24 protein-coding genes and 2 tRNA genes are annotated in these 21170 nt (G+C 31.0%); 20 read left to right on the top strand and 6 right to left on the bottom strand.

All coding sequences use genetic code 11. From position 1 onward, the window contains the following. Positions 1-80 precede the first annotated feature (80 nt). The 3 genes from hemN to lgt are packed head-to-tail and all read left to right on the top strand — an operon-like array spanning position 81 to position 3563. Positions 81-1448 (top strand): oxygen-independent coproporphyrinogen III oxidase, encoded by a 1368-nt coding sequence (gene hemN / locus K0A91_RS05305; protein ID WP_295008732.1) that lies wholly within the window; start codon positions 81-83, stop codon positions 1446-1448. Positions 1449-1450: 2 nt separating this feature from the next. Then, on the top strand, positions 1451-2734 hold the full coding sequence (locus K0A91_RS05300; RefSeq protein ID WP_295008731.1) for a (Fe-S)-binding protein: 1284 nt from the start codon (positions 1451-1453) through the stop codon (positions 2732-2734). A gap of 7 nt (positions 2735-2741) precedes the next feature. After that, positions 2742-3563, top strand: coding sequence for a prolipoprotein diacylglyceryl transferase (lgt, locus tag K0A91_RS05295; protein WP_295008730.1), 822 nt, complete (start codon positions 2742-2744; stop codon positions 3561-3563). Here the strand turns inward: lgt and K0A91_RS05290 are convergent. After that, complete coding sequence (locus tag K0A91_RS05290; protein ID WP_295008729.1) at positions 3560-4081, bottom strand: DUF2062 domain-containing protein; 522 nt, start codon at positions 4079-4081, stop codon at positions 3560-3562. The two genes, lgt and K0A91_RS05290, sit on opposite strands and share 4 nt — an antisense overlap. A gap of 100 nt (positions 4082-4181) precedes the next feature. Between K0A91_RS05290 and K0A91_RS05285 the strand changes: the two genes are divergently transcribed. Genes K0A91_RS05285 through K0A91_RS05270 form a run of 4 tightly spaced genes read left to right on the top strand, consistent with a single transcriptional unit; the run spans position 4182 to position 7307 of the window. Continuing rightward, positions 4182-5477 (top strand): DEAD/DEAH box helicase, encoded by a 1296-nt coding sequence (locus K0A91_RS05285; RefSeq protein WP_295008728.1) that lies wholly within the window; start codon positions 4182-4184, stop codon positions 5475-5477. 6 nt (positions 5478-5483) lie between these two features. Then, the gene (gene truC / locus K0A91_RS05280; protein WP_295008727.1) at positions 5484-6200 is read left to right on the top strand and encodes a tRNA pseudouridine(65) synthase TruC; all 717 of its coding nucleotides are present in this window, start codon (positions 5484-5486) and stop codon (positions 6198-6200) included. Positions 6201-6231: 31 nt separating this feature from the next. Next, the gene (locus tag K0A91_RS05275; protein WP_295008726.1) at positions 6232-6675 is read left to right on the top strand and encodes a hypothetical protein; all 444 of its coding nucleotides are present in this window, start codon (positions 6232-6234) and stop codon (positions 6673-6675) included. A 17-nt stretch (positions 6676-6692) separates the two neighbouring features. Further along, on the top strand, positions 6693-7307 hold the full coding sequence (locus tag K0A91_RS05270) for an arylesterase (RefSeq protein ID WP_295008725.1): 615 nt from the start codon (positions 6693-6695) through the stop codon (positions 7305-7307). Between the two features lie 12 nt (positions 7308-7319). Here K0A91_RS05270 and K0A91_RS05265 read toward each other — a convergent pair whose 3' ends face one another. The 3 genes from K0A91_RS05265 to K0A91_RS05255 all read right to left on the bottom strand — a co-directional run bounded on the left by K0A91_RS05265 (position 7320) and on the right by K0A91_RS05255 (position 8999). Further along, complete coding sequence (locus K0A91_RS05265; protein WP_295008724.1) at positions 7320-7745, bottom strand: type II secretion system protein; 426 nt, start codon at positions 7743-7745, stop codon at positions 7320-7322. Then, positions 7742-8758 carry a diguanylate cyclase gene (locus tag K0A91_RS05260; protein WP_295008723.1) on the bottom strand — a complete coding sequence of 339 codons (1017 nt, stop codon included), beginning with the start codon at positions 8756-8758 and terminating at the stop codon, positions 7742-7744. Before K0A91_RS05260 ends, K0A91_RS05265 begins: the two co-directional genes overlap by 4 nt. A gap of 166 nt (positions 8759-8924) precedes the next feature. Then, positions 8925-8999, bottom strand: a tRNA-Asn gene (locus K0A91_RS05255). A 636-nt stretch (positions 9000-9635) separates the two neighbouring features. On the opposite strand from K0A91_RS05255, the gene K0A91_RS05250 reads away from it, so the two are divergent. The 10 genes from K0A91_RS05250 (at position 9636) to K0A91_RS05205 (ending at position 16669) form a co-directional block, all read left to right on the top strand. Further along, positions 9636-11234, top strand: coding sequence for a hypothetical protein (locus K0A91_RS05250; RefSeq protein ID WP_295008722.1), 1599 nt, complete (start codon positions 9636-9638; stop codon positions 11232-11234). 143 nt (positions 11235-11377) lie between these two features. Beyond that, entirely contained in the window at positions 11378-12067 is a 690-nt protein-coding gene (locus K0A91_RS05245; RefSeq protein WP_295008721.1) for a hypothetical protein, read from the top strand. A 32-nt stretch (positions 12068-12099) separates the two neighbouring features. Continuing rightward, positions 12100-12321, top strand: coding sequence for a hypothetical protein (locus K0A91_RS05240; protein ID WP_295008720.1), 222 nt, complete (start codon positions 12100-12102; stop codon positions 12319-12321). A 1-nt stretch (position 12322) separates the two neighbouring features. Continuing rightward, complete coding sequence (locus K0A91_RS05235) at positions 12323-12655, top strand: hypothetical protein (protein ID WP_295008719.1); 333 nt, start codon at positions 12323-12325, stop codon at positions 12653-12655. 130 nt (positions 12656-12785) lie between these two features. Next, positions 12786-12995, top strand: coding sequence for a hypothetical protein (locus K0A91_RS05230; RefSeq protein WP_295008718.1), 210 nt, complete (start codon positions 12786-12788; stop codon positions 12993-12995). A 1-nt stretch (position 12996) separates the two neighbouring features. Then, positions 12997-13443, top strand: coding sequence for a hypothetical protein (locus K0A91_RS05225; RefSeq protein WP_295008717.1), 447 nt, complete (start codon positions 12997-12999; stop codon positions 13441-13443). 19 nt (positions 13444-13462) lie between these two features. Then, positions 13463-13621 carry a hypothetical protein gene (locus tag K0A91_RS05220; RefSeq protein ID WP_295008716.1) on the top strand — a complete coding sequence of 53 codons (159 nt, stop codon included), beginning with the start codon at positions 13463-13465 and terminating at the stop codon, positions 13619-13621. 365 nt (positions 13622-13986) lie between these two features. Then, on the top strand, positions 13987-14127 hold the full coding sequence (locus K0A91_RS05215) for a hypothetical protein (protein WP_295008715.1): 141 nt from the start codon (positions 13987-13989) through the stop codon (positions 14125-14127). Between the two features lie 33 nt (positions 14128-14160). Beyond that, complete coding sequence (locus tag K0A91_RS05210; RefSeq protein WP_295008714.1) at positions 14161-14526, top strand: hypothetical protein; 366 nt, start codon at positions 14161-14163, stop codon at positions 14524-14526. Continuing rightward, the gene (locus K0A91_RS05205) at positions 14519-16669 is read left to right on the top strand and encodes an FtsK/SpoIIIE domain-containing protein (RefSeq protein ID WP_295008713.1); all 2151 of its coding nucleotides are present in this window, start codon (positions 14519-14521) and stop codon (positions 16667-16669) included. The genes K0A91_RS05210 and K0A91_RS05205 overlap by 8 nt, the downstream gene beginning before the upstream one ends. Here K0A91_RS05205 and K0A91_RS05200 read toward each other — a convergent pair. After that, the gene (locus K0A91_RS05200) at positions 16666-18132 is read right to left on the bottom strand and encodes a tyrosine-type recombinase/integrase (protein WP_295008712.1); all 1467 of its coding nucleotides are present in this window, start codon (positions 18130-18132) and stop codon (positions 16666-16668) included. The genes K0A91_RS05205 and K0A91_RS05200 overlap by 4 nt on opposite strands. A gap of 47 nt (positions 18133-18179) precedes the next feature. Then, positions 18180-18256 (bottom strand) — tRNA-Met (locus tag K0A91_RS05195). Between the two features lie 223 nt (positions 18257-18479). Here K0A91_RS05195 and groES point away from each other — a divergent pair. The 3 genes from groES to K0A91_RS05180 all read left to right on the top strand — a co-directional run bounded on the left by groES (position 18480) and on the right by K0A91_RS05180 (position 21120). Next, positions 18480-18740, top strand: a complete 261-nt coding sequence (gene groES / locus K0A91_RS05190) for a co-chaperone GroES (protein ID WP_295008711.1) — start codon at positions 18480-18482, stop codon at positions 18738-18740. 16 nt (positions 18741-18756) lie between these two features. Continuing rightward, complete coding sequence (groL, locus tag K0A91_RS05185) at positions 18757-20394, top strand: chaperonin GroEL (protein WP_295008710.1); 1638 nt, start codon at positions 18757-18759, stop codon at positions 20392-20394. Between the two features lie 141 nt (positions 20395-20535). Beyond that, entirely contained in the window at positions 20536-21120 is a 585-nt protein-coding gene (locus tag K0A91_RS05180) for a hypothetical protein (RefSeq protein ID WP_295008709.1), read from the top strand. Positions 21121-21170 lie beyond the last annotated feature (50 nt).

The following is a 21170-nucleotide window of genomic DNA, read 5'->3' as shown; positions in this document are numbered from 1 at the left end:
AAATTTATCGTTATTTCAACACTTTTTAGAGATAATCACTAAAAACTATAAAAACATAAACAAGCTACATAAGGACAAATATGCTAGATTTTGCAAAATTTACAAAGTACTCAAAACCTGGGCCTCGTTACACCAGTTATCCTACAGCGTTGGAGTTTAGCGACTCTTTTGGTTACGATGAGTATATAGAAAAGTTAAAATCTCAAGATTCTTCTCGTCCTATAAGTCTCTATTTTCACCTCCCTTTTTGTAAAAATGCGTGCTATTTTTGCGGCTGTAACGTAGTTTTCACCTCCAAAGAGGATAAGATGCTGCGTTATTTGGATTATCTAAAAAGAGAGCTAAAGATACTATCTTCACATGTAGACTGCAACCGCTCTGTAATTCAGATGCACTTTGGCGGAGGTACTCCGACATTTTTTAGTGCGCCTCAGCTTGAAGAGGTTATCAAAGAGATAAGGTCTTTTTTTCCAAATTTCGTTAAAGATGCAGAAGTTAGCTGTGAGATAGACCCTCGCCACATTGATGAAGACCAGATGAAGGTTTTGAGCGATAACGGTTTTAACCGTGTAAGCTTTGGTATTCAAGATTTTAATGAAAAAGTTCAGATTGCCGTGCACCGTGTTCAGCCGTATGATATCACGAAATATGCTATGGATTTGGCTAGAAAATACAACATGCACTCCGTGAATGTTGACCTAATTTACGGGCTGCCTTACCAGACACTTGAGACGTTTAAGGAAACTCTTGATTTGTCGCTTACATTAAATCCGGATAGATTTGCAGTATTTAACTATGCGCATGTTCCTTGGATGAAAAAGACAATGCGTAAGATTGATGAGACAACTCTTCCGCTGCCTGATGAAAAGCTCCAAATTATGCAATATACAATAAATTTTCTGACCTCTCACGGTTATAAGATGATTGGAATGGACCACTTTGCAAAGCCTGAAGATGAGCTATTTAAGGCGATAGAAAAAGGCGAGCTTCACAGAAACTTCCAAGGCTATACAACAAAGGGCGGGGCTGATTTGATAGGCGTTGGTCTTACTTCCATCGGCGAGGGAGTTGCCCACTATGCTCAAAACTTTAAAGAGATGAGGGATTATGAAGATGCTATTGACGCTGGAAAACTCCCGTTTGAGCGTGGCATATCTCTCAATGAAGATGATATTATCCGTCAATATGTAATCATGGAGCTTATGAGTAATTTCAAGCTTGATATAAAAAGATTTGAAAAGTTGTTTAACATTGAGTTTAAAACATATTTTGCAGACGCTCTCATTGCGCTCAAGCCTTTTGTAGAGGATGAGCTTTTGACTATAAGCAATGATTTTATAGAGTGCTCTCAGACTGGAACTCTGCTTATTAGAAATATAGCGATGCCTTTTGATGCTTATATGAAAAAACACGCAGCAAGCTCTAAAACATTCTCTAAAACGGTTTAATAATGAGCAAAAGCACGCAAGAAATTTTTAATTTTGGTGCAACTACGGATGAGTGCATTAAGTGCGCAAAGTGTATCCCCGTCTGCACGATTCACAACGTAAATGCAGATGAGGTTACCTCTCCAAGGGGATTTTTAGACCTTTTGGGAGCGTACCAGAGAGGCAATCTAGAGTTAGATGAAAATGCAAAAGCCATCTTTGAGAGCTGTTTTTTATGTACCGCATGCGTTGAGGTGTGTCCAAAATCGCTTCCTACGGATATGGTCATAGAGCAGGTTCGCTCTGACATAGGAAAAAAATTTGGCATCGCTTGGTATAAAAGAGCATTTTTTCTGCTTCTTCGTCACCGCTGGCTCAATGACTTGGCATTTAAGCTGGGTTGGGTATTTCAGACATGTTCGTTTAAGATTCAGGCAAACAAGGACTCTATGACCTCGCGCTTTAATCTGCCTATGCTAAAAGCCGACAGAGTGCTTCCTAGTCTTAAAAAAGTGTCGTTTCTGAACTCCCATAAAGAGAACATAGACAACGGCGGCAAAAGAAAAGTAGCGGTGTTTATAGGGTGTCTTGGCAACTACAACTATGTAAATGTCGGTAATTCGCTTTTAGAAATTTTGGAGCATTTAGAAATTGACGCATTTTTAGCAAAAGAGCAAAAGTGCTGCGGAGCACCTGCCTATTTTACCGGTGATTTTTACACGGTTGATTATAATGCGAAATTCAATATAGAGTATTTTGAGAGTTTTAGCAAAGATGTCGAGGCTATTATAATTCCCGAAGCGACATGTTCGGCTATGCTAAAAATTGATTATGAGCACTATTTCCATGACCAGCCGGAGTGGAAGGCAAGAGCAGTGGCACTTAGAGATAAAATCTTTATGGCGACCGAATGGCTTGAAAAACATACCGAGCTTAGTAAGATACTCGCATCCAAGAAAAAAGACCCAAAAATAGTAACTTACCATGACCCATGTCATGCAAAAAAGATGCAGGGAATACATATGGAGCCTAGAAATCTTATAAGCAAAAATTACAAAATCGTTGAGATGAGCGATTCAAATACATGTTGCGGTTTTGGTGGTGTTACTATGCAAAGCGAGAAGTATCACTTTGCAAAGGCGGCAGGCATTCCAAAGGCTGACATGATAAACAAGACAAAAGCAGACGTAGTCAGCGCTGAGTGCAGTGCTTGCAGGATGCAGATAAACTCATCACTCGGCTACACGCAGAGCAATGTTATATTTAAAAACCCTATTGAGCTTATTGCCCAAGCTCTGAGAGATTAAGCGTTAGATGTACAGCCAATGGAATAACATATACGAAAGATTCGACCCGATAGCTTTTAGCTTATTTTCAATACCTGTCCACTGGTATGGCATCATGTACGTTTTGGCACTTTTAAGCGCTCTTTACATAGGGAAATATTTTATTAAAAAAGACAATCTCGACTTTAAGGGCAAGGAGATTGACATCTACTTTATCTATGTAGAGATAGGCGTGATTTTAGGTGCAAGGCTCGGATATATCCTATTTTATGATACGCAGACACTCTATTATCTCTCACATCCTTGGCAGATATTCAATCCCTTTGTTAACGGAGAGTTTGTCGGAATAAGAGGCATGAGTTATCATGGCGCAGTTTTGGGCTTTTTGATAGCAACCTACATGTACTCTAAAAAACACAAGATAGATTTCGGCAGGATTATGGATTTGGTCGCAATAAGCGTGCCTCTTGCTTTTGTTTTTGGACGCATAGGAAATTTTTTAAATAAAGAGCTTATAGGGCGTGAAACTGATGTAAGCTGGGGAATTTTGGTAGATGGAATCCTCAGACACCCGTCACAGCTTTATGAGGCTATTTTAGAAGGTTTTGGTGTTTTTATAGTCGTTTATATATACAGAAATTTTCAAAAATTCAGCGGAGAGCTTATTTTGGTATATGGCATAAGCTATGGACTCTTTCGCGCAATTGCCGAGATTTGGCGTGCACCGGATGTTCAGATAGGCTATGTCTGCTGCGATGCGATAACACAAGGCCAAGTTATGAGTTTAGCTATGAGTTTAGCCGGAGTTGTTGCGTGGTTCTATTTTAAAAATAGAGGCGTAAAAGTTTAAGCGTCGCCCTCTTTTTTATCTTTTACTTTGTTTCTGTCGTTTTTTCGTAAATTATTATCTTTTTTAACCGAGTTTCTCCATAGGTGATTTATAAGGTAGTATGCTGTCGATGAGACAATAACCGAGTAAAAAGCTGCTCCTACATAGAGCGGGATAAAAATATTTCCTATATTTTCGCCAAACCACTCCAGAGTCATCTCAACCGGTGTTGTCTGGATTCCTAAAATAAAACTGCCCGTTAAGTACTCTATGTAGTACATTGCAGGCATTGTCAGCGGGTTGCTTACCCAGCACATAGCAAGTGCAATAGGGACATTAAATCTTGTAAATGGTATTACAGCAACAACTGCCAGCATCTGCATAGGCATAGGAATAAATGCAATAAAGAGACCTATAAATACACCTTTAGAGATCATTTTTCTGTTGGCTGAGAGATATTCAAAAGGGATGTTGTATTTTTGTGTAAGAGCTTTTAACTTCTCGCTTGCATTTAAATTTTTAAAAGTTTTTCTTATCATGAAGTTATGCCATTTTGAAATGTTTGTGATTATATCCACAAAAAACTTATTTTTTTAATAATATGTTAAAATTGCGATATTAATTGAAAGTAGGTAGACAATGTCATTTGAAAAATTAGGAGTTATTAAACAACTTCTTAGCGCTATAAAAGATTTAGGCTATGAAAAACCTACAACCGTGCAATCAAGAGCAATTCCCCTAGTTTTGGCAAAAAGCGATGTTTTTGCAACAGCTCAGACTGGAACCGGAAAAACTGCCGCATTTGGACTTCCGATGCTTCAGAGACTTAGAAATGTAACACCACAAGCAAGAGTCCTAAGAGGGCTTATTATCGCTCCTACACGCGAGCTTTCAATCCAGATATACGAAGATTTACGGGGTTATGCAAAAAATATGACTCTCAATATTGCGGTTTTGGTCGGCGGAAAAGATTTGGAGAGCCAGCAGAAAATTCTAAAAGAGGGAGTTGATATCGTCATAGCAACCCCAGGCAGAATTATGGAGCATATAGACAAGGGTTTAAACGTCTCAAATATAGAAATTTTTGTACTTGATGAAGCAGACAGAATGCTTGATATGGGCTTTATGAAAGAGATAAGAAAGATTCATCCGCTTTTGCCAAAAAGACATCAGACGCTTCTTTTCTCGGCAACATACAGTGACAAAGTAAGAAAGCTCTCAAAACTTATATTGAGAAAACCTGAGTTTATAGAGACATCTAAAAAGAACTCCACGGTTGATGCAATTAACCAAGTTGCTTATATGGTAGATACTGAGAAGAAAGCGCCGCTTTTAGCTTACATCATAGGTTCAAGAAACTTCAGACAGGTTTTGGTTTTCACTAGAACAAAAGCGAGCGCTGACGAGTTGGTGTTGGAGCTCAAAAAAGATGGCTTAAAATGCGGGATAATTCATGGAGACAAAACTCAAGCAAACCGCCTGAAAACTCTTAATGAATTTAAAGAGGGCAAAACCAAAGTTCTTGTTGCAACTGATATCGCTTCAAGAGGTCTTGACATAGAGGAGCTGCCGTTTGTTATCAACTATGAACTCCCTTCGGTTCCCGAAGATTATGTTCATAGAGTAGGGCGAACGGGTCGTGCGGGCAGAGAAGGCATGGCGATAAGCTTGATAGATGTTTACGAAAAGCATGATATCAGAGACATTGAGAGACTAATAGGTATGAAAATACCACAAGAGACCATAGAGGGCTTTGAGCCTGACCCTAATGTGCGAAGACGTGACCAAGATGAGGTAAAGCTAAAGAGCGAGCATAAAAAAGCAGAGGTAAAACGCATAAGAAAAGCGTATGTGAAGCCCGATAAAAACAAAAAAGAGACATCTTATAAAAAGCCTGTAACAACCAAAAAAAGAAAAACAACAAAGCGCGGATAGCAGATATTGCTAGAAATTTTATATAGGGATGAATTTTTAGTGGCTATAAACAAGCCATCGGGACTTTTAGTTCACCGCTCACCCATTGACAGGCATGAGACGGAATTTGCACTTCAGATTCTTCGCGATCAGATAGGGCAGTTTGTATACCCAGCTCATCGCCTTGACAAGCCTACTTCGGGAGTTTTACTTTTCGCGCTTGATAAAGAAAGTGCCAGAGTTATGGGCGAGCAGTTTATGTCAAGAGATACAAAAAAGAGCTACATCGCAGTTGTCCGAGGCTATACCGATGAGAGCGGCATGATTGAACATGCTCTGAGTATAAAGCTTGACAAAATAGCGGATAAAGATAGCGCTAAAGACAAAGAAGCCCAAGAAGCAGCAACTCTATACGAGAGACTTGCAACGGTTGAGCTTCCATTTGCCGTAGGAAAGTACGATAAAACACGTTATTCGCTAGTAAAGCTGACTCCGTTAACGGGACGTAAACATCAGCTTCGCCGTCACATGAAGCACATCTCTCATCATATTTTAGGCGATACAAAACATGGAAGAGGCGAGCATAACAAATTTATCCGCCAAGAATTCGGCTGCAATAGAATGCTTTTACATGCTTATGAACTTCAGATTAAACATCCGCGAACAAATGAGATGTTAATTATTAAAGCACCTTTAGATGAGACTTTTAACTCAATATGCAAGTTTTTCAATTGGCATCTTTGATATAATCACACTTATTTAAACAGGAGTTACAATGGAAGCAATATATCCATACGCGCATATTATCCACTTGATTTTGGCAATCATATTTTTAGGTTATGTCTTTACTGACGTATTTATGATATCGGCACTTAAAGGGAAGTTTGCCAAAGATACCGACAAAGAGATTAACCGAACTTTGGGGGCAAAAAGCTTCAAGATTTTCCCTATCTCGCTGCTTATTATAGTTTTAACGGGTGGCATGATGATGTCAAGATACATCAACTCAAATGCAGGTTTTTTTGAAACTGATTTGCAAAAACTTCTAGTCATTAAAATAGTTCTGGCGCTAATTATCGCTGCCGGCGTGCTGTTTAATCTTTTTATAAAATTTACGGGTCGCACTAAGCCCATTTTTATGCAGGAACATTTTCATAAAGTAGTTTTGGTTTTAGGCTTTTTTATAGTGGTTCTGGCAAAAATGATGTTCAGCGCATAATTTCTTAAAATGCTTAGATGAATAAAATCAAACTTATAACCGCTTTGGCGGTCATCGCCCTAATATTTTTAGTAGCTACAAGAGAGAGTAAAAGTAATTTGTCCACTATTGAGCTTAAAAGAGACGCAACAATACTCGCTTTTGGCGATAGCATAACTTACGGCTACGGTGTAATGCAAAAAGATAGCTACCCTTCGCAACTTCAGAAAAAAACTGGTTTACATGTAATTAATGCAGGCATCTCAGGCGAACTCTCTTCAGAAGGGTTGTTGCGTCTTCCAAAACTGCTAAAAGGGAAGCCTGATTTAGTCATCCTCTGCCACGGCGGCAATGACATCTTGCGTAAACGTTCACAAGAGCAGTTAAAGAGCAATCTAGTAGCGATGATTAATCTTATAAAAGAGAGCGGTGCAAAGGTTCTGCTTGTCGGAGTTCCGAATTTTGGCATGCTCGGGGTTAAAACACATCCGCTTTATAGCGAAGTTGCAAATGAGACAGGAGTCTTCTTTGAAGAGGATGTTCTATCTTTGGTAGAGGCGGACAATAGGCTCAAAATAGACTATATCCATCCAAATAAGCAAGGTTATGAGATTATGGCAGATGCATTTATAAAGCATTTGAAACTTATTTAAAAGTCCGTAATTTTACTCCATATAGATGTCACCAGTCTGATTGTATAGTCTAAAATCAGGGCTGGTTGTTGCATTCCCATCCCTGCAGTGTACTTCGTAAATTTTACCAAATGTATAACTGACAAAAATACCGTTACCCTCAGCGTTGCAGTTGATAAGGGCGGGTGCTAAAGTGTAATTTGGAATCATTTCTATATATTTGTCTAAAACAGCATTATAATCTGCAAAAGCAACGCTTCCGCCGCGGTTATCATCTATTGATTTGAACCAGATTGCAGGACCTACCGATCTGTTAAGCGTTCCGACAAAAGATTTTAGCTGAGTCTCTTTTGCTTGTTTTGCCATGTTAGTCATTTTCACAATTACTACGCTAGATAAGATACCCAAGATTATGATGACAAAGATTAGCTCAATAAGATTAAAAGCGGCTCTTTTCATAAGGCAGATCCAACTCTAATAATAGAAAATTTTTCCATATCTTTTATGGCTTCTTCTAAAATAGAACATTGGTTATCCTCTTCACATGAAGCCATTCCTATTGAGAGTTGGAGTTTGATTTTACTTTTCGATAGTTTTGACTCCAAATCTTTTTCCAGAATGAATGAAATCTTTTTTATGTTTGACGGTGACGCATTAGGTACTATTGAGGCAAAACAATTATTCTCAATCCTGCATATAGTGTCGCTGCGTCTGAAGAAATTACTAAAAATAGTGCCAACTTCCTTTATGTGCTTCTCAAAATCCGTTCTATTTAATGAGCTCTTTTGTTCATCATAGTTGTTTATCGAGAGAAGAAGAAGGGAGAGCGGTTTGTTATGGCGTATTGCCAGCTCTTTGGAGTTTTGCAAAACGCTCTCAAAATATTTTTTGTTGTACAAGCCTGTTACATGGTCGTATAACGTATGTTTGGAAAACTGCAATTTTATATAAGTGCGCACAAAAAATATGAGGATAATTACTAGAAGCGTCGTAAAAGCAAGAGAAACATAGAGCTTGTTCAGAGCCGTTTCGATTTTATACGACGTCATCTCCTCGACAAGTTTAGAAAAGGCATTAATCTCCATGGAAACCTTATCTGCAGCATCTCTTATTTTAGTGCTGTTTTGAGTAGAATTTTCTAACTTTTCATAGGCATTTTTTAGTAAAGAAAACATCTCCTTGGCACGGAACAGCTCTACATACTCTTTGTTTGGAGAAAAGTTTATAAAATTTTGTTCAATCGCACCCAGTGATGAGTCAATGCTCTTTGCAAGAATCTCTTTTTTATGTAACTCATCTTCAACAGATAGAGCTTGAATAGCTCCACTAAGTAAAACAAGACTATGCATAGTTGCGGCATCGTTTTTAATGCCATTAAACGACCCTTTTACAAAATAGTAGTTGATGGGAATAAGTAAGACGATGAGGTAGAGTAGGAGTGTTATTCTTATGGCAGACCAATCTTTTTTCATAAAAAACCTTTAGTTACAAGTTGCTAATCGTACAACTAGAATGATTAAAAACTATTTAATGGTTGAATAGAATGGATGATATTTTGGACATAAAATGGCTACAATGTAGCTACTGCCTGTTTTTGAAGTTCTAAAATATAGTGTTCATTAGGGGTTTGTTTAAGTGTGGCTCCGGATACTGGATTCGAACCAGTGGCCAAGTGATTAACAGTCACCTACTCTACCGCTGAGCTAATCCGGAATCTTAAAAAATGGTGTCAGAGGAACTATTTAAAAAACTCTCAAACCCCGTTAATACGGTTAAAGTAGTCATTTTAAAAATCCTTATTTAAGTTGTTTTAAAGTTGTCATCATTTAAGAAGTGTAATTATACTTTTTTTTACTTCATTAAGTCTTAAAACCTCTCATAAGTGGATAAGAATAAAGAAAATAATCAATTCGTGAAACGAATTGAAAAAAAACCATCATTCTTAAAAAACATTAACTTTTATTATAAAAACTATTCTTGTACAAAACATTATGTGTTGATTTTGAGTTATAAATCAAATGAAACTTATAAATCTATTCATGAAAAAACAATTTCCTAAATTTTTACCTATTTTTTTATTTTATGATAACCATTATCAATTTTTAATTTTGATTTAAATTTCTTTTAGTAGGTTTATCCTCTTGTCTTGAAAACTCCTCGAAACGAAGTGATAGAGGTGTTTTCAAGAACTAAAAGAAATAAAGAAAACACGATAGTGTTTTCTCTTGAAGATACTTTATACAAAGTGTAGGAAATTATTAAAAAATTACAATTTATTAAAATAAAAAAAACTTGACAAGAAAAAGAAATTTATTAAAATCTATAAAAGATTAAAATAAAGGTTTAAAAATGTTTGAGTTATTTGAAAATTTTAATACAGATATAAAACAATTGTCTAAAGATTATAATAATAAAATGTTTGAAGATATTTATAAAAAACAATTAGAAGAAGAAGAAAAAAATAAATCTAAAACTATAAAAATAAATCATTTAAACGAACATTATGAGATACAAGAACGATTTATAGAGATTGTTAAAGAAAAAGAAAAAAAACAAAATGATTTCTTTAAACATAAATATATAAAAAATTCAAAAAAAACAGAATATTATAAAATGAATTTTGATTTAGAAAAATGGTATATTAAACAAGGACAATTATCTTTACAAAAACTTTTATACAATAAATCAGTATCAAAAGATTTGGGTTTAAATGTAAGTTTTATAACTTTAACATTACCTTCGAGATTTCACAAATACATAACAACTGAAAAAGTTTATGATAAAAAAAGAAAAAAATATGTATCTAAAAAATTAAAATTTGAAAATTGGAAATTAAATAAAAAATTTGGTTTTAATAGTATAGAAGAGAGTATAGAAGAGGGTTATAAATTTTTATCTGATGTGTGGAGAAATTTATATTTATCTATAAAATTAAATGAAGAACATAAAGAAAAAATGGAAAATATGAAATATGATGTAGTGAGTGAATTTACAAAACAATTCTCTAATCATTTACATATTTTATTATATCACGATAAGAAATTAAATGATTTTATACATGAAGAATATAGAAATATTCTAAAAAAATATGAAATGAATGAAAAAAGTAATGATATAAAACAAGACTTCAAAAAAATCGATTTTGGAGTAAATTATATAATGAAATATATAACAAAAACTTTATTTGTAAATCAAAAAAATATCGTTGTTAATGGTGTAGAAATAGAACAAGATAAAGAAGATATAGTAGAAGAACAAGACAGAAAAAATTATATCGAAATGTATAACGGTTGGAGAACTGTTCTAGGGAAACATTCAAGAATACATAAATCTTCTAATTCTAAAATAGGTATAGGAAATTATAAAAAAATCTATCATTCAATGAGTGAAGAAGATAAAAAAATATTACTAAAACGAAGTAAAGATAATAACACTTGTTTACTCTATGAAATTGAAAAAGTAACATATAAAGAGACACATATTAAAGACGAAGATAAAATTAAAATAAAAACATTTAATGAAGAAATTAAAACTAAATGTATGTTTCAAGTTTACATAGAAAAAGAAGTAGTTAGAAAAGAAAAAGAAATTATTGATAATAGAAAGTTTTACAAATACATAGATAAAGACAAATATAAAAATATGTTTAAAAAAGATATAGAAAGAAGAAATAAATTTAAAATAGATAAAGAATTAACTTTAAACAAGTTACACAAAGACTTAATAGACGAATTAGAAATAAATCGAATATTTAATAAAAACAAAGAAATATACGAATTACAATTTAAAATATACGACTTAGAAGAATTTAATAATGAAAATGATTTAACTTTAACTTATAAAATCAATAAATTATCAGTTTTTAACAATAAAAAAGAAGAAATTTATAATAAAAATTGGTATGAAATGAAAATAAATCAAAATAATTTAGAAAATATCAAAACTTAAAACTCCTAAAATATGGGGTAATTTACAAATTTTAAAATTCTTTTACAATTTTCTTGGAAAAAAACATTTTTTTCTTATAATAGTTATGTAAAGAGAAAAAAGACAACTCTTTATCAAAAATAATTATATAAAAGGATAAAAAAATGTCGGAAGTTAAAAAAAGTATTAAAGAAATCGTATTATCACAAGATAGTATGTTTTACAAAAAAGTAAAAATCTCTGTTGGTGGTTATAGTATAAGTGAATTAGGGAATGTTACTTTACAAACTTGGAAAAAAGATAAAAGGTATCAAATTACATTACACAATGAAATTGGAATTAAAAAAGAACAATTAGAAACTATGTTAGATAAAGTTTATTATATTGACAATGTAATGGTTCAAAATGGTTGGGATAATGATAAAAAAGTTCAACTAAAAGGACAAGATTCTTATTTTGGAATTCTTAATAAAGAGAACTTAAAAGAAGTGTCTAAATACGACAAAGATTCAACAGAAGACGGATTATTTGAAATTTACTTTGATAGTAAAGAACCTTTACCTATTACAAATATTGAAGTAGTCGAAGTTACTGAATGGGTAGATAAAAAACCTAATAAAGTTAAACAATTAACTTTTACTACTAAACAAAGAGTTGACGGAAAAGTAACAAAAAGAGTTTATTTTGTTGATATGAAATTAAAAAGTGGTTTAGAAAATCTTAAAGGTAAAAAAGTTTTAGTAAATGATATTTACTCAACTGGAACAGGGAATTATACAAAATATCATACTGATATTTTACCAAAAATTTTAGGGGAAAATTCAAGAGTTCAAGAACCACAAAAAACAAACTAATTCTTAATGAATTAGTTTAAAAAGGGTAAAAAATGAGAAAAAGATTATTTGATAAAGAAAAATATAAAGAGATAAAGATTTTAGTAAATAGAGAAGATTACGACAGAGTATCAAAAAAAATTAAAGATATGAGTTTAAATCTCTCTGATATTTATAGTACATATATAGAAGAAACAATATTAGAAATAGAAAAAATTATAGATAAAAAAGAAAAATTAAAAACAGTAAATAGATTTTACTACAAGGATGTTTAAAATGGGTATTCAGAACAATATAGACAATATGTCTAAAGGAAAAGGTTTAATAGAGAATTTTGATGAAAAAACAAGAGAAATAATGGTTGAGTGGACTGAAAATAAAATTTTACAAACTCCATTTCGAATTATACACTTTTTATTAATTTCTGTTTTTTTAACAATGGTTTACAAAATGTTAAATGTGGTATTAGGAAAATGGTTAAATATGGAAAATAAAAACAATCAAATATTGAATTTAATACTAACAATAATTTCTACTATTTTTTTTATTTTATTTGGAATAGACAAAGAGTTAGAACTTGGAATATTCAATTATCTCTTATTACAATAGTTATATAAAAAAGAATTTCACAATTTTTAATTAAAAAATTTGGAAAAAAATATTTATTTATTACAATAGTTATATAGAGAGAAAAATTTTAAATCTCTTTATAAACAATAATACAAAAAAGGAAAAAAAAATGAAAAAAACAAGTTTAATATTAGTAATGTTGATGGGGTATAGTAGTTTATTCGGAGATTGGAAAATCGAACAAAATAAAGAAGAAATTGATAAATGTTTAAAATTGTCACAAGATTTTGATTATAACGAAAATTATGTATCTAACAAAGAAGAAGAAGAAAAATGTTTTATTATTCTTCAAGATTATTTAAAAAATAAAGGAGAATAAAGTGAAAAAAATATTATTAGGAATAGTGTTTATAAGTGTAAGTTTATTTGGAAATGAAATTGAAATAAGTCCAAAAGTTGGAGTTAGTTTTGTAAAAATTAATGAAATTGAAGAAAATGGTGAAAAAATCGACATGGTAGGAACTATTGTCAATGTAGGTTTAGATGGAATAAAAGATAATTTTTTAGTTGGAATGAACTTCGAAATTTTGACAAATGACGAAGATAGGGCTATTTCTCTACATGGAATTGTTTATAAAAACGATATTTTGACATCGAAATATAATTGTGGTTTAGGTGTAGAAGTTGGACGTGTTGGATGGGATTTATTATACGATTATGTTAATTATATAACTCCAAAAGTGTCATTTATTTATAATAGAAATCTTATGTTAGATATTAAAAAACGAGAAGACGATTTTATCTTAACAGTAAGTTATAGTTTTTAACTTACGAAAGGATAATAAAATGAATGATTTAAAATTTAGAGATATAAAAAATTATGAAATCAAAATAAATGAATGTAACGAAATGATAAAACATTATATAAAAATGATTTTAATGATAGAGATAGAAGAAAGAGAAGAAAGAAAACAAAAGAGAGAAAAATATAAAAATAATATATAAAAAAGGAGAATAAAATGTTTAAATGTGTTGAATGTAAAAAAGTAATAATTATAAAAGGTTTAAAAGGTTTTCACTTTTATGTTTGTGATAGATATTTAGAAATACATAAATAATTCAATAATAATATAAAAATATTAGAAGATAACAAAAAATACTAAAAAACACACTTTAAATAAACTCCTAAAAATCGTACTAATTTACAAATTTTAAAATTCTTTGGAAAATTTCTTGGAAAATACTATTTTTTTATTATAATAGTTATATATACATAAAAAAGGATTAAAAAATGTTAGAAATAATTTTAATAGTAGGACTTATAATATTAAGTCAAATAGTAAAAATAATCGAAATAAGAGGACTTTAAAATGAAAAATGACTATAAAATAAAAAATGAAGTAGAAATAGATTTCTTAGAAATTGATATAAATAAATTAAGAAAATTACTATTAAAAACGAAAAAAAAGAAATTAACGAAAAATTTGGAAAAAACTAAAAAGTTTTTATAATAGTTTAATAGAACAAAAAAAGGAGAATAAAAAATGGATTTTCATGTTGAAATATTTCAAAAAAGATATAGTGAAATTAAACCAAACGGATTTAATAAAGGTTACGTAGGAAAAGTAAATGTTGATTGTATGTTATCTTATGTCAAAAGTGGACTCGGTGGTTTAAAAAAAACAAGAATAGATAGAAACTATAAAGTTTTATTATTAGTAAATACAAACACAAGAAGTGTTGAAGTCTTTGAATTTTATGATTTTGAAAATGAGAAAAAAACAAGAAAAGACTTTCAAACATTAGATTATAACTTCAATGATATAAAATCTAAAACAATGAAATTAATAAAAATAGAACAAGATATTATTCTAGAAAAAACTTATAATGTAGGAAAATATTATGTCTAAGAAGAATCAAAAAGATTTTAATAATATATTATTTACAAGTGTATTTTTAAGTTTTATTACTACTATTTTCTTAGTATCAATATATTTTTTATTATATGAATATTATCAAAATCATAGAATAAACACTAATTTATATCATTATGTTTTTAACATAAGACAAAATCAACATCACGAATTAAATATAATTTTTTATACATTTATAACAATTACAATATTATATTTTATAAAGTTTTCAAGTAGTGATACAATTTTTTCAATTGGAGATATTAAGAAATATAAAGAATTACCTCAAAAATTAGGTTTTTATCAAAATGACAATAATAATAGTAATGAAAAGATATATGATAAATTTCATAGTTATGATAAAGAAAAAGGTGAAATAATATATAAAAATAATTTTGGTTTTATAGAAAGTAAAAATTACACTGATAGTAAAAAGATACAAAATATTCAACAATTTTTAAGTATAAATACAGAAAAAGACTATTTTGAACCTTATGTAATTTCAAAAAATATGATGGGAATTAGGTTAAAAAGTCCGTTTAAAGATTATAAATTTTCAATTGATTTTTTGAAGAAAGGACAAATTTTAGAAGGTTTCGATAAACAAGGAATTCCTTATTATACTTCTATTTTTAAACAAACACATATATATTCAACAGGAACCACTGGTTCAGGGAAATCTACAGATATAAGACTAAAATTAATAAGTATTTTATATCATTTGAAATTAGAAAATGAAACTGGTATTAAATACATAGAAAAGTTATATTTGACGGATTTAAAAGGAGGTATGGAGTTAAAAAAATATGATAGTATGTTTAACAATAAAGTTAAAGTAAATACTAATGTTGAAGAATTTATGAATTTTATAACAGAATTTTATAATATTATGATGGAAAGAAATAAAAAATGTGTTGAAAATGGTTTAGAATTCAGTGATGAACCTTTAATTTTAAGTATTGTAGATGAATTTGGACAATTATCACTAACTAAATTTACAGATAAAGTAATGAGAGATAAATATGATGATACTTTAAATAAACTTGACAAAATAATGACAGTTGGTAGAAGTATGAATATGTATATGAATTTCTATTCTCAGATATCAACTACTGAACATGTATCATCTTCGACTTTGGCGATGTGTATAACGAGATGTATTCTAAAAACTGACGATAAACCAAGTATAAATAAGTCTATTTCAAATGAAAAACTTGAAGAATTGAAATGTAATCCTGAGTATTTTCCAATTGGTGTTAAAGTGTTAAGAGATGAAACAGAATCTAATCAAAAAGGTGTCGTATATAAAGTTTTAAGAGGTGTATTTACTTCTCAAAAAGATGTTATAGATATTCTTACTGAAGAAGATAAAATTAAAGTTGTAACTCAATTACGAACACAATTAGAAAAAATGATAATTACTCAATCATACATTCATAATATGAAAGTAAAAGATAGATATGAAGAGTTAATAGAACTATTTAAAAATGAAGAACTACATAAATACATAGATAAAAATTTAATGTTAAGTAATTTAGTAAAACAAGGTGTTATAAACGATATACAAGTAAAAGTAAATAATCAAATAGAGAGTTTTAAAGAAATATACAATAAATGTAGAACAAATAATCTTATTAATGAAGTTTACGAAAAAGTTATAATAAATGAAGTTGTTGTAAGAGACGATAAAGAATTTCAATTATTATTAGATTTACAAAATAAGATAAAAGAAGAATTAGAAAACTTTGAAAAAGGTAAAGTATTTAAAAGTAAAAAAGACGATATTAAAAAATTTATAGAAGATAATAAAATGAAGTTTGACGAAACGAATACAGAACTTACAAATCTAATTTTAGAAAAAATCGAAGAAATGGACGAAGAAGAAGTAGTCGATATTGAAGACGAAATTAAAATTATAGAAGAAGAGTTAAAAAATGAAAATAAAGAACTTGATAAAGACATTAAAGAAAAAATTAAAATGTTTAGAGATTTAATTTCTAAAATCAAAGATGAAAAAATAAGAAAAAAGTTTTATAAAGAGACTGATAAAATTACAAGATTATTTAAAAGTGATACAAAAGAAGACATAATATTAGAATTATTAAAAGAACTTCATAATGAAGTAAAGAAGTATATTTAACAGAATTCTAATACTTCTTCATCAAATTTATCTTGTATTTTTTGAACTTCGAGAAAATTAGTAAAATCAATATTATTTATTTTTTCTAACATTGATTTATAATCTCTTTTACCTAAGATATAATGTGTGTCTGTAACATCGTTTTTAGTAGAATGTCCTAAAATAGTTTGAACTTCTAAATGTGTAAATTCATTACTTAAATGTATAATTTGAGTAAAACTTTTTCTTAAACTATGAATATCTAAGAATTTTTTAACATTTTCTCCAACAACGATTTTTATAATTTCGTTTATTATTCCTCCTACTTTTTCTTCTCTATATTTTTCTGTAAGTTTAGTCCATTCTTTTTCATTATAAAAAAGTAAATCTTCTCTATTTTTATCTATAATTTGTTCTTTAATAGTAGATATTAAATCTTCGTGAATAAACATCAATCTTTTAGAATTTTCTGTTTTAGTTCCATTGATATATATAGTTTTATTTTTAAAATCAATATCTTTTAATCTAATACTTAAAATTTCTCCTCTTCTTAAACCACTCATTAAACCAAATTTAAAAAAGTTGAATTCTTGATTTAGTTTTTTATTTTTCATGTATTTTAGAATTAAACTACTTTCTAATTCACTAAAATCTCTTTTTTTTGTAAATTTAGTGTTTAATTTTGACATTTTACTAAAGGGATTTTTATATATTAAAGTATTATCTAAAAAATATTCAAAAATACTTTTTGTTTTTACTATAATTTCATCTACTGTTTTAATATTAACTTTTTCATATTTATCTAAAATTTTCATTTTTTTATCAATCATAAGTTTTAAATTTTTATCTTTTAAATCTATCTTAGATTTCCATCTTACTGGAACTTTCATTAAAAAAGTTCTAAAATCATTACACTCTTGAATTGTAATATCTTTAATTAGTTTTTTTTCTCCAAAAAAAATAAATAAATACTCTATTGATTGTCTATATTTCATCATAACTCTATTATCTACAAGAAGAGATTTGAAATCTATATACTTATCACAAGACTTCTTTAAAGTCTGTATATCTCTTGTTTCTTCTTGACTTACACTTACTTTCTTATCTTTACTTATAAGTTTAATCTTCTTAATAATAGTCTTCTCTATCTCACTTAAAAGTAATCTTTCTTCTTCATTTTCAGGTGTTAAGATTAAACCATTTCCTCCGAGATTATTAATAGTGTAATAAGAATTTTTAGTGTCTTTTAATACATCTAATTCATTATCATCATTTTTAATCTTTCTAATCACTTCTAAGATTTTATATTTTAGTAGATTAGAATAAGTGAAATTATCTGTTTTAAGTGATTTCTTAAAAGTGTAATCGTTTATCTTTATAACAAAGTAATAAACATTATTCTTAAAAGTTAAATATTTGTTATTTAGAAGTCTGTTATCTTCTAAAAGTTGTTCTATTCGTTTAAGTTGTTTTAAAGTTGTCATGATTGTGTTTAAGTCCAATGAAATCGGAGTTTGTAGACAGTTTCTCTTGGTGTCAGAGGGGGGACTTGAACCCCCGACCCCCGGCTTATGAGACCAGTGCTCTAACCAGCTGAGCTACCCTGACATCTTTTAAGAGGCAGAATTATATACATATTAAACTTTAAATAACCTAAGATACGAAAAGCCAGCAAAAAAGATATTTTAGAGTTAATAGATATGTACATTTACCCTCAACAAAGTTTATAATATCCTATAAACTAACTTTAGTCATATTGGCTAAGACATTGACTTTGTTACCTTATTTGTATAAAATTCGCGTTGCAAATTATATTATTTAAGGAGTCAAAATGAATTTTCAACCGTTAGGCGAAAGAGTCTTAGTAAAAAGAGTAGAAGAGGCAAATACTACAAGCAGTGGTATTATTATTCCTGATAATGCGCAAGAGAAGCCATCACGTGGCGAAGTCGTAGCAGTAAGCAAAGAAGTTAGCGAACTTGCGTGTGGTGACGTTGTGGTTTTTGGCAAATATTCCGGTAGTGAAGTTTCACTTGAGGGCGGAAAGTTTCTAGTTTTAGAAACAAAAGATATTTTTGGAATTGTAAAATAAATTTAAAGGATTTTTAATGGCAAAAGAGATAATTTTTTCAGACAATGCACGTAATGCGATTGCTCGCGGCGTTGCAAAACTAACAGATGCAGTAAAAGTAACAATGGGGCCGAGAGGTCGTAATGTTTTGATTCAAAAAAGTTATGGTAATCCTGTAATAACAAAAGACGGTGTTTCTGTTGCTCGTGAAATTGAGTTAAAAGACAGACTCGAAAATATGGGTGCAACTCTTGTAAAAGATGTAGCTTCAAAAACTGCTGATGAGGCGGGAGACGGTACGACTACGGCTACAGTTTTGGCAAATGCTATTTTTAGTGAGGGTCTTAGAAACATAACAGCTGGTGCAAATCCTATCGAAGTTAAACGCGGTATGGACAAGGCTTGTGAAGCGATTTTGACACACTTAAAAGCATCAAGCAAAACAATCAACGGCAAGAAAGATATAGCTCAAGTTGCGACTATCTCTGCAAACTCTGATGAACAAATCGGAAATTTGATAGCCGAAGCTATGGAGAGAGTAGGTCAGGACGGTGTTATAACTGTTGAAGAGGCAAAAGGTATAGTTGATGAGCTTGACGTTGTTGAGGGTATGCAGTTTGACCGCGGTTATTTAAGTCCGTACTTTATTACAAATACTGAGAAGATGACGGCTGAGATAGAAAATCCTTGGATTTTACTGGTTGACAGCAAGATAGCATCTCTAAAAGACCTTCTTCCTGTTTTAGAGCAGGTTCAAAAAACTTCTCGTCCGCTTCTTATCATCGCTGAAGATGTAGAGGGAGAAGCGCTATCGACTCTGGTTGTAAACAAACTTCGCGGTGTTTTAAATATCTCTGCCGTTAAGGCTCCAGGTTTTGGCGACAGAAGAAAAGCTATGCTTCAAGATATAGCGGTTTTAACTGCCGGTACTGTAATAGCTGAGGAGACAGGACACACATTGAGCGCTGCAACTCTGCAGCATCTTGGTCAAGCATCTCGTGTTGTAATCGACAAGGACAACAGTGTAATTGTAAACGGCGCAGGTAAAGCTGAGGCTGTTAAAGCTAGAATTGCTGAGATTAAAGTTCAAATCGGCTCGACTACAAGCGAGTATGATAAAGAGAAACTCCAAGAGCGTTTGGCAAAACTCTCAGGCGGCGTTGCTGTTATCAAAGTCGGTGCGTCAAGCGAGACCGAGATGAAAGAGAAAAAAGACCGCGTTGATGATGCACTCTCTGCTACAAAAGCAGCAGTTGAAGAGGGTATCGTGATAGGCGGAGGAGCTGCTCTTGTTCGTGCGGCTGCTAAAGTAAAACTAGATTTGAGCGGTGACCAAAAAATCGGTGCAGAGATAATTTTACGCGCTATAAAGGCTCCTCTGAAGCAGATAGCAACAAATGCAGGTTATGATGCAGGCGTTGTAGTAAATGAAGTTGAGAATGCTAGCAATGAGAATATAGGCTTTAATGCTGCAACAGGCGAATATGTCGATATGTTTGAAGCCGGAATCATCGACCCGTTTAAAGTCGGACGCGTAGCTCTTACAAATGCTACTTCTATCTCAAGCCTGCTTTTAACAACTGAAGCGGCAATATATGAACTTCCTGAAGAAAAACCTTCTATGCCTGATATGAGTGGCATGGGCGGCATGGGCGGTATGCCAGGAATGATGTAATCACATTTTTATTTTTCAAGCCCCTGACAGACGGGGTTTGAACTTCTTTTTTAATTTCCCCAAACCTACATGTTAAAAATATAAATCAAATAGTCATAATTATCAGTATAATTAAGCCATAAAAATAATTTTGGCAAGAGCATGAAAAAAGAGATTTTAGAACGTTATGAACATACGCTAAACGGAGAGGTTATTATAGATATTTCTGCAAAAAGAGTAGAAGATTTATATAGCAATTTTGACAAAAAATCACACTTCTTGAAAAAAGATTTAAACCAAGATTTAGTCGAGTATATGATAGAGAGTGCGACGGAGATAGAGCAGGAGAAGTTTATTATCAGGTTTAATCTTGAGTCTGACGTTGATAGCGAAGCAACTTCAAGAATTTCAAACAGTGTAAATAAATTTTTTACCTACATGCAAGAGCATGAACGCAGAAACATGAAAGAGATGCTTAGAAAATCGCTGATTCTCTTTACAGTTGGCGCAGTTATTGCCACGATATCTGTATTTATGAATAAGAGCCAATTGATGCAGAGCAGTATCGCTTTTGCAGTTATTGCAGAGGGATTAACTGTTGCCGCATGGGTTTCTTTGTGGGAGTCACTGGCTACGTTTCTTATAAGATGGACGCCGTATAAAAATAAAGTATCTCTTTATGAGCGTATTTCAAATGCTAAAATCATCTTTAGCAAATCTCTACCTCGTTTAAATCAGTTCCGATAGCACTAACAACGGGAGTGGTGTCTCCAACCCCTATGGTATCCCCGATTAAA

Origin of the sequence: Sulfurimonas sp., assembly GCF_019429335.1 — a bacterium.
GTDB lineage: Bacteria > Campylobacterota > Campylobacteria > Campylobacterales > Sulfurimonadaceae > Sulfurimonas.
The sequence above is the reverse complement of the archived record's forward strand: the minus strand, read 5'-3'. Positions and strand labels throughout refer to the sequence as shown.

Bases quoted from the DNA above. Each gene is read 5' to 3' on its own strand.
- lgt (WP_295008730.1), top strand. From the start codon at position 2,742: ATGTACAGCCAATGGAATAACATATACGAAAGATTCGACCCGATAGCT.
- K0A91_RS05180 (WP_295008709.1), top strand. From the start codon at position 20,536: ATGAAAAAAGAGATTTTAGAACGTTATGAACATACGCTAAACGGAGAG.
- K0A91_RS05275 (WP_295008726.1), top strand. From the start codon at position 6,232: ATGGAAGCAATATATCCATACGCGCATATTATCCACTTGATTTTGGCA.
- hemN (WP_295008732.1), top strand. From the start codon at position 81: ATGCTAGATTTTGCAAAATTTACAAAGTACTCAAAACCTGGGCCTCGT.
- K0A91_RS05230 (WP_295008718.1), top strand. From the start codon at position 12,786: ATGAAAAAAACAAGTTTAATATTAGTAATGTTGATGGGGTATAGTAGT.
- K0A91_RS05245 (WP_295008721.1), top strand. From the start codon at position 11,378: ATGTCGGAAGTTAAAAAAAGTATTAAAGAAATCGTATTATCACAAGAT.
- K0A91_RS05215 (WP_295008715.1), top strand. From the start codon at position 13,987: ATGAAAAATGACTATAAAATAAAAAATGAAGTAGAAATAGATTTCTTA.
- K0A91_RS05235 (WP_295008719.1), top strand. From the start codon at position 12,323: ATGGGTATTCAGAACAATATAGACAATATGTCTAAAGGAAAAGGTTTA.
- K0A91_RS05270 (WP_295008725.1), top strand. From the start codon at position 6,693: ATGAATAAAATCAAACTTATAACCGCTTTGGCGGTCATCGCCCTAATA.
- groES (WP_295008711.1), top strand. From the start codon at position 18,480: ATGAATTTTCAACCGTTAGGCGAAAGAGTCTTAGTAAAAAGAGTAGAA.
- K0A91_RS05260 (WP_295008723.1), bottom strand. From the start codon at position 8,758: ATGAAAAAAGATTGGTCTGCCATAAGAATAACACTCCTACTCTACCTC.
- groL (WP_295008710.1), top strand. From the start codon at position 18,757: ATGGCAAAAGAGATAATTTTTTCAGACAATGCACGTAATGCGATTGCT.
- K0A91_RS05250 (WP_295008722.1), top strand. From the start codon at position 9,636: ATGTTTGAGTTATTTGAAAATTTTAATACAGATATAAAACAATTGTCT.
- K0A91_RS05265 (WP_295008724.1), bottom strand. From the start codon at position 7,745: ATGAAAAGAGCCGCTTTTAATCTTATTGAGCTAATCTTTGTCATCATA.
- K0A91_RS05300 (WP_295008731.1), top strand. From the start codon at position 1,451: ATGAGCAAAAGCACGCAAGAAATTTTTAATTTTGGTGCAACTACGGAT.
- K0A91_RS05220 (WP_295008716.1), top strand. From the start codon at position 13,463: ATGAATGATTTAAAATTTAGAGATATAAAAAATTATGAAATCAAAATA.
- K0A91_RS05285 (WP_295008728.1), top strand. From the start codon at position 4,182: ATGTCATTTGAAAAATTAGGAGTTATTAAACAACTTCTTAGCGCTATA.
- K0A91_RS05290 (WP_295008729.1), bottom strand. From the start codon at position 4,081: ATGATAAGAAAAACTTTTAAAAATTTAAATGCAAGCGAGAAGTTAAAA.
- K0A91_RS05240 (WP_295008720.1), top strand. From the start codon at position 12,100: ATGAGAAAAAGATTATTTGATAAAGAAAAATATAAAGAGATAAAGATT.
- K0A91_RS05210 (WP_295008714.1), top strand. From the start codon at position 14,161: ATGGATTTTCATGTTGAAATATTTCAAAAAAGATATAGTGAAATTAAA.
- K0A91_RS05205 (WP_295008713.1), top strand. From the start codon at position 14,519: ATGTCTAAGAAGAATCAAAAAGATTTTAATAATATATTATTTACAAGT.
- K0A91_RS05200 (WP_295008712.1), bottom strand. From the start codon at position 18,132: ATGACAACTTTAAAACAACTTAAACGAATAGAACAACTTTTAGAAGAT.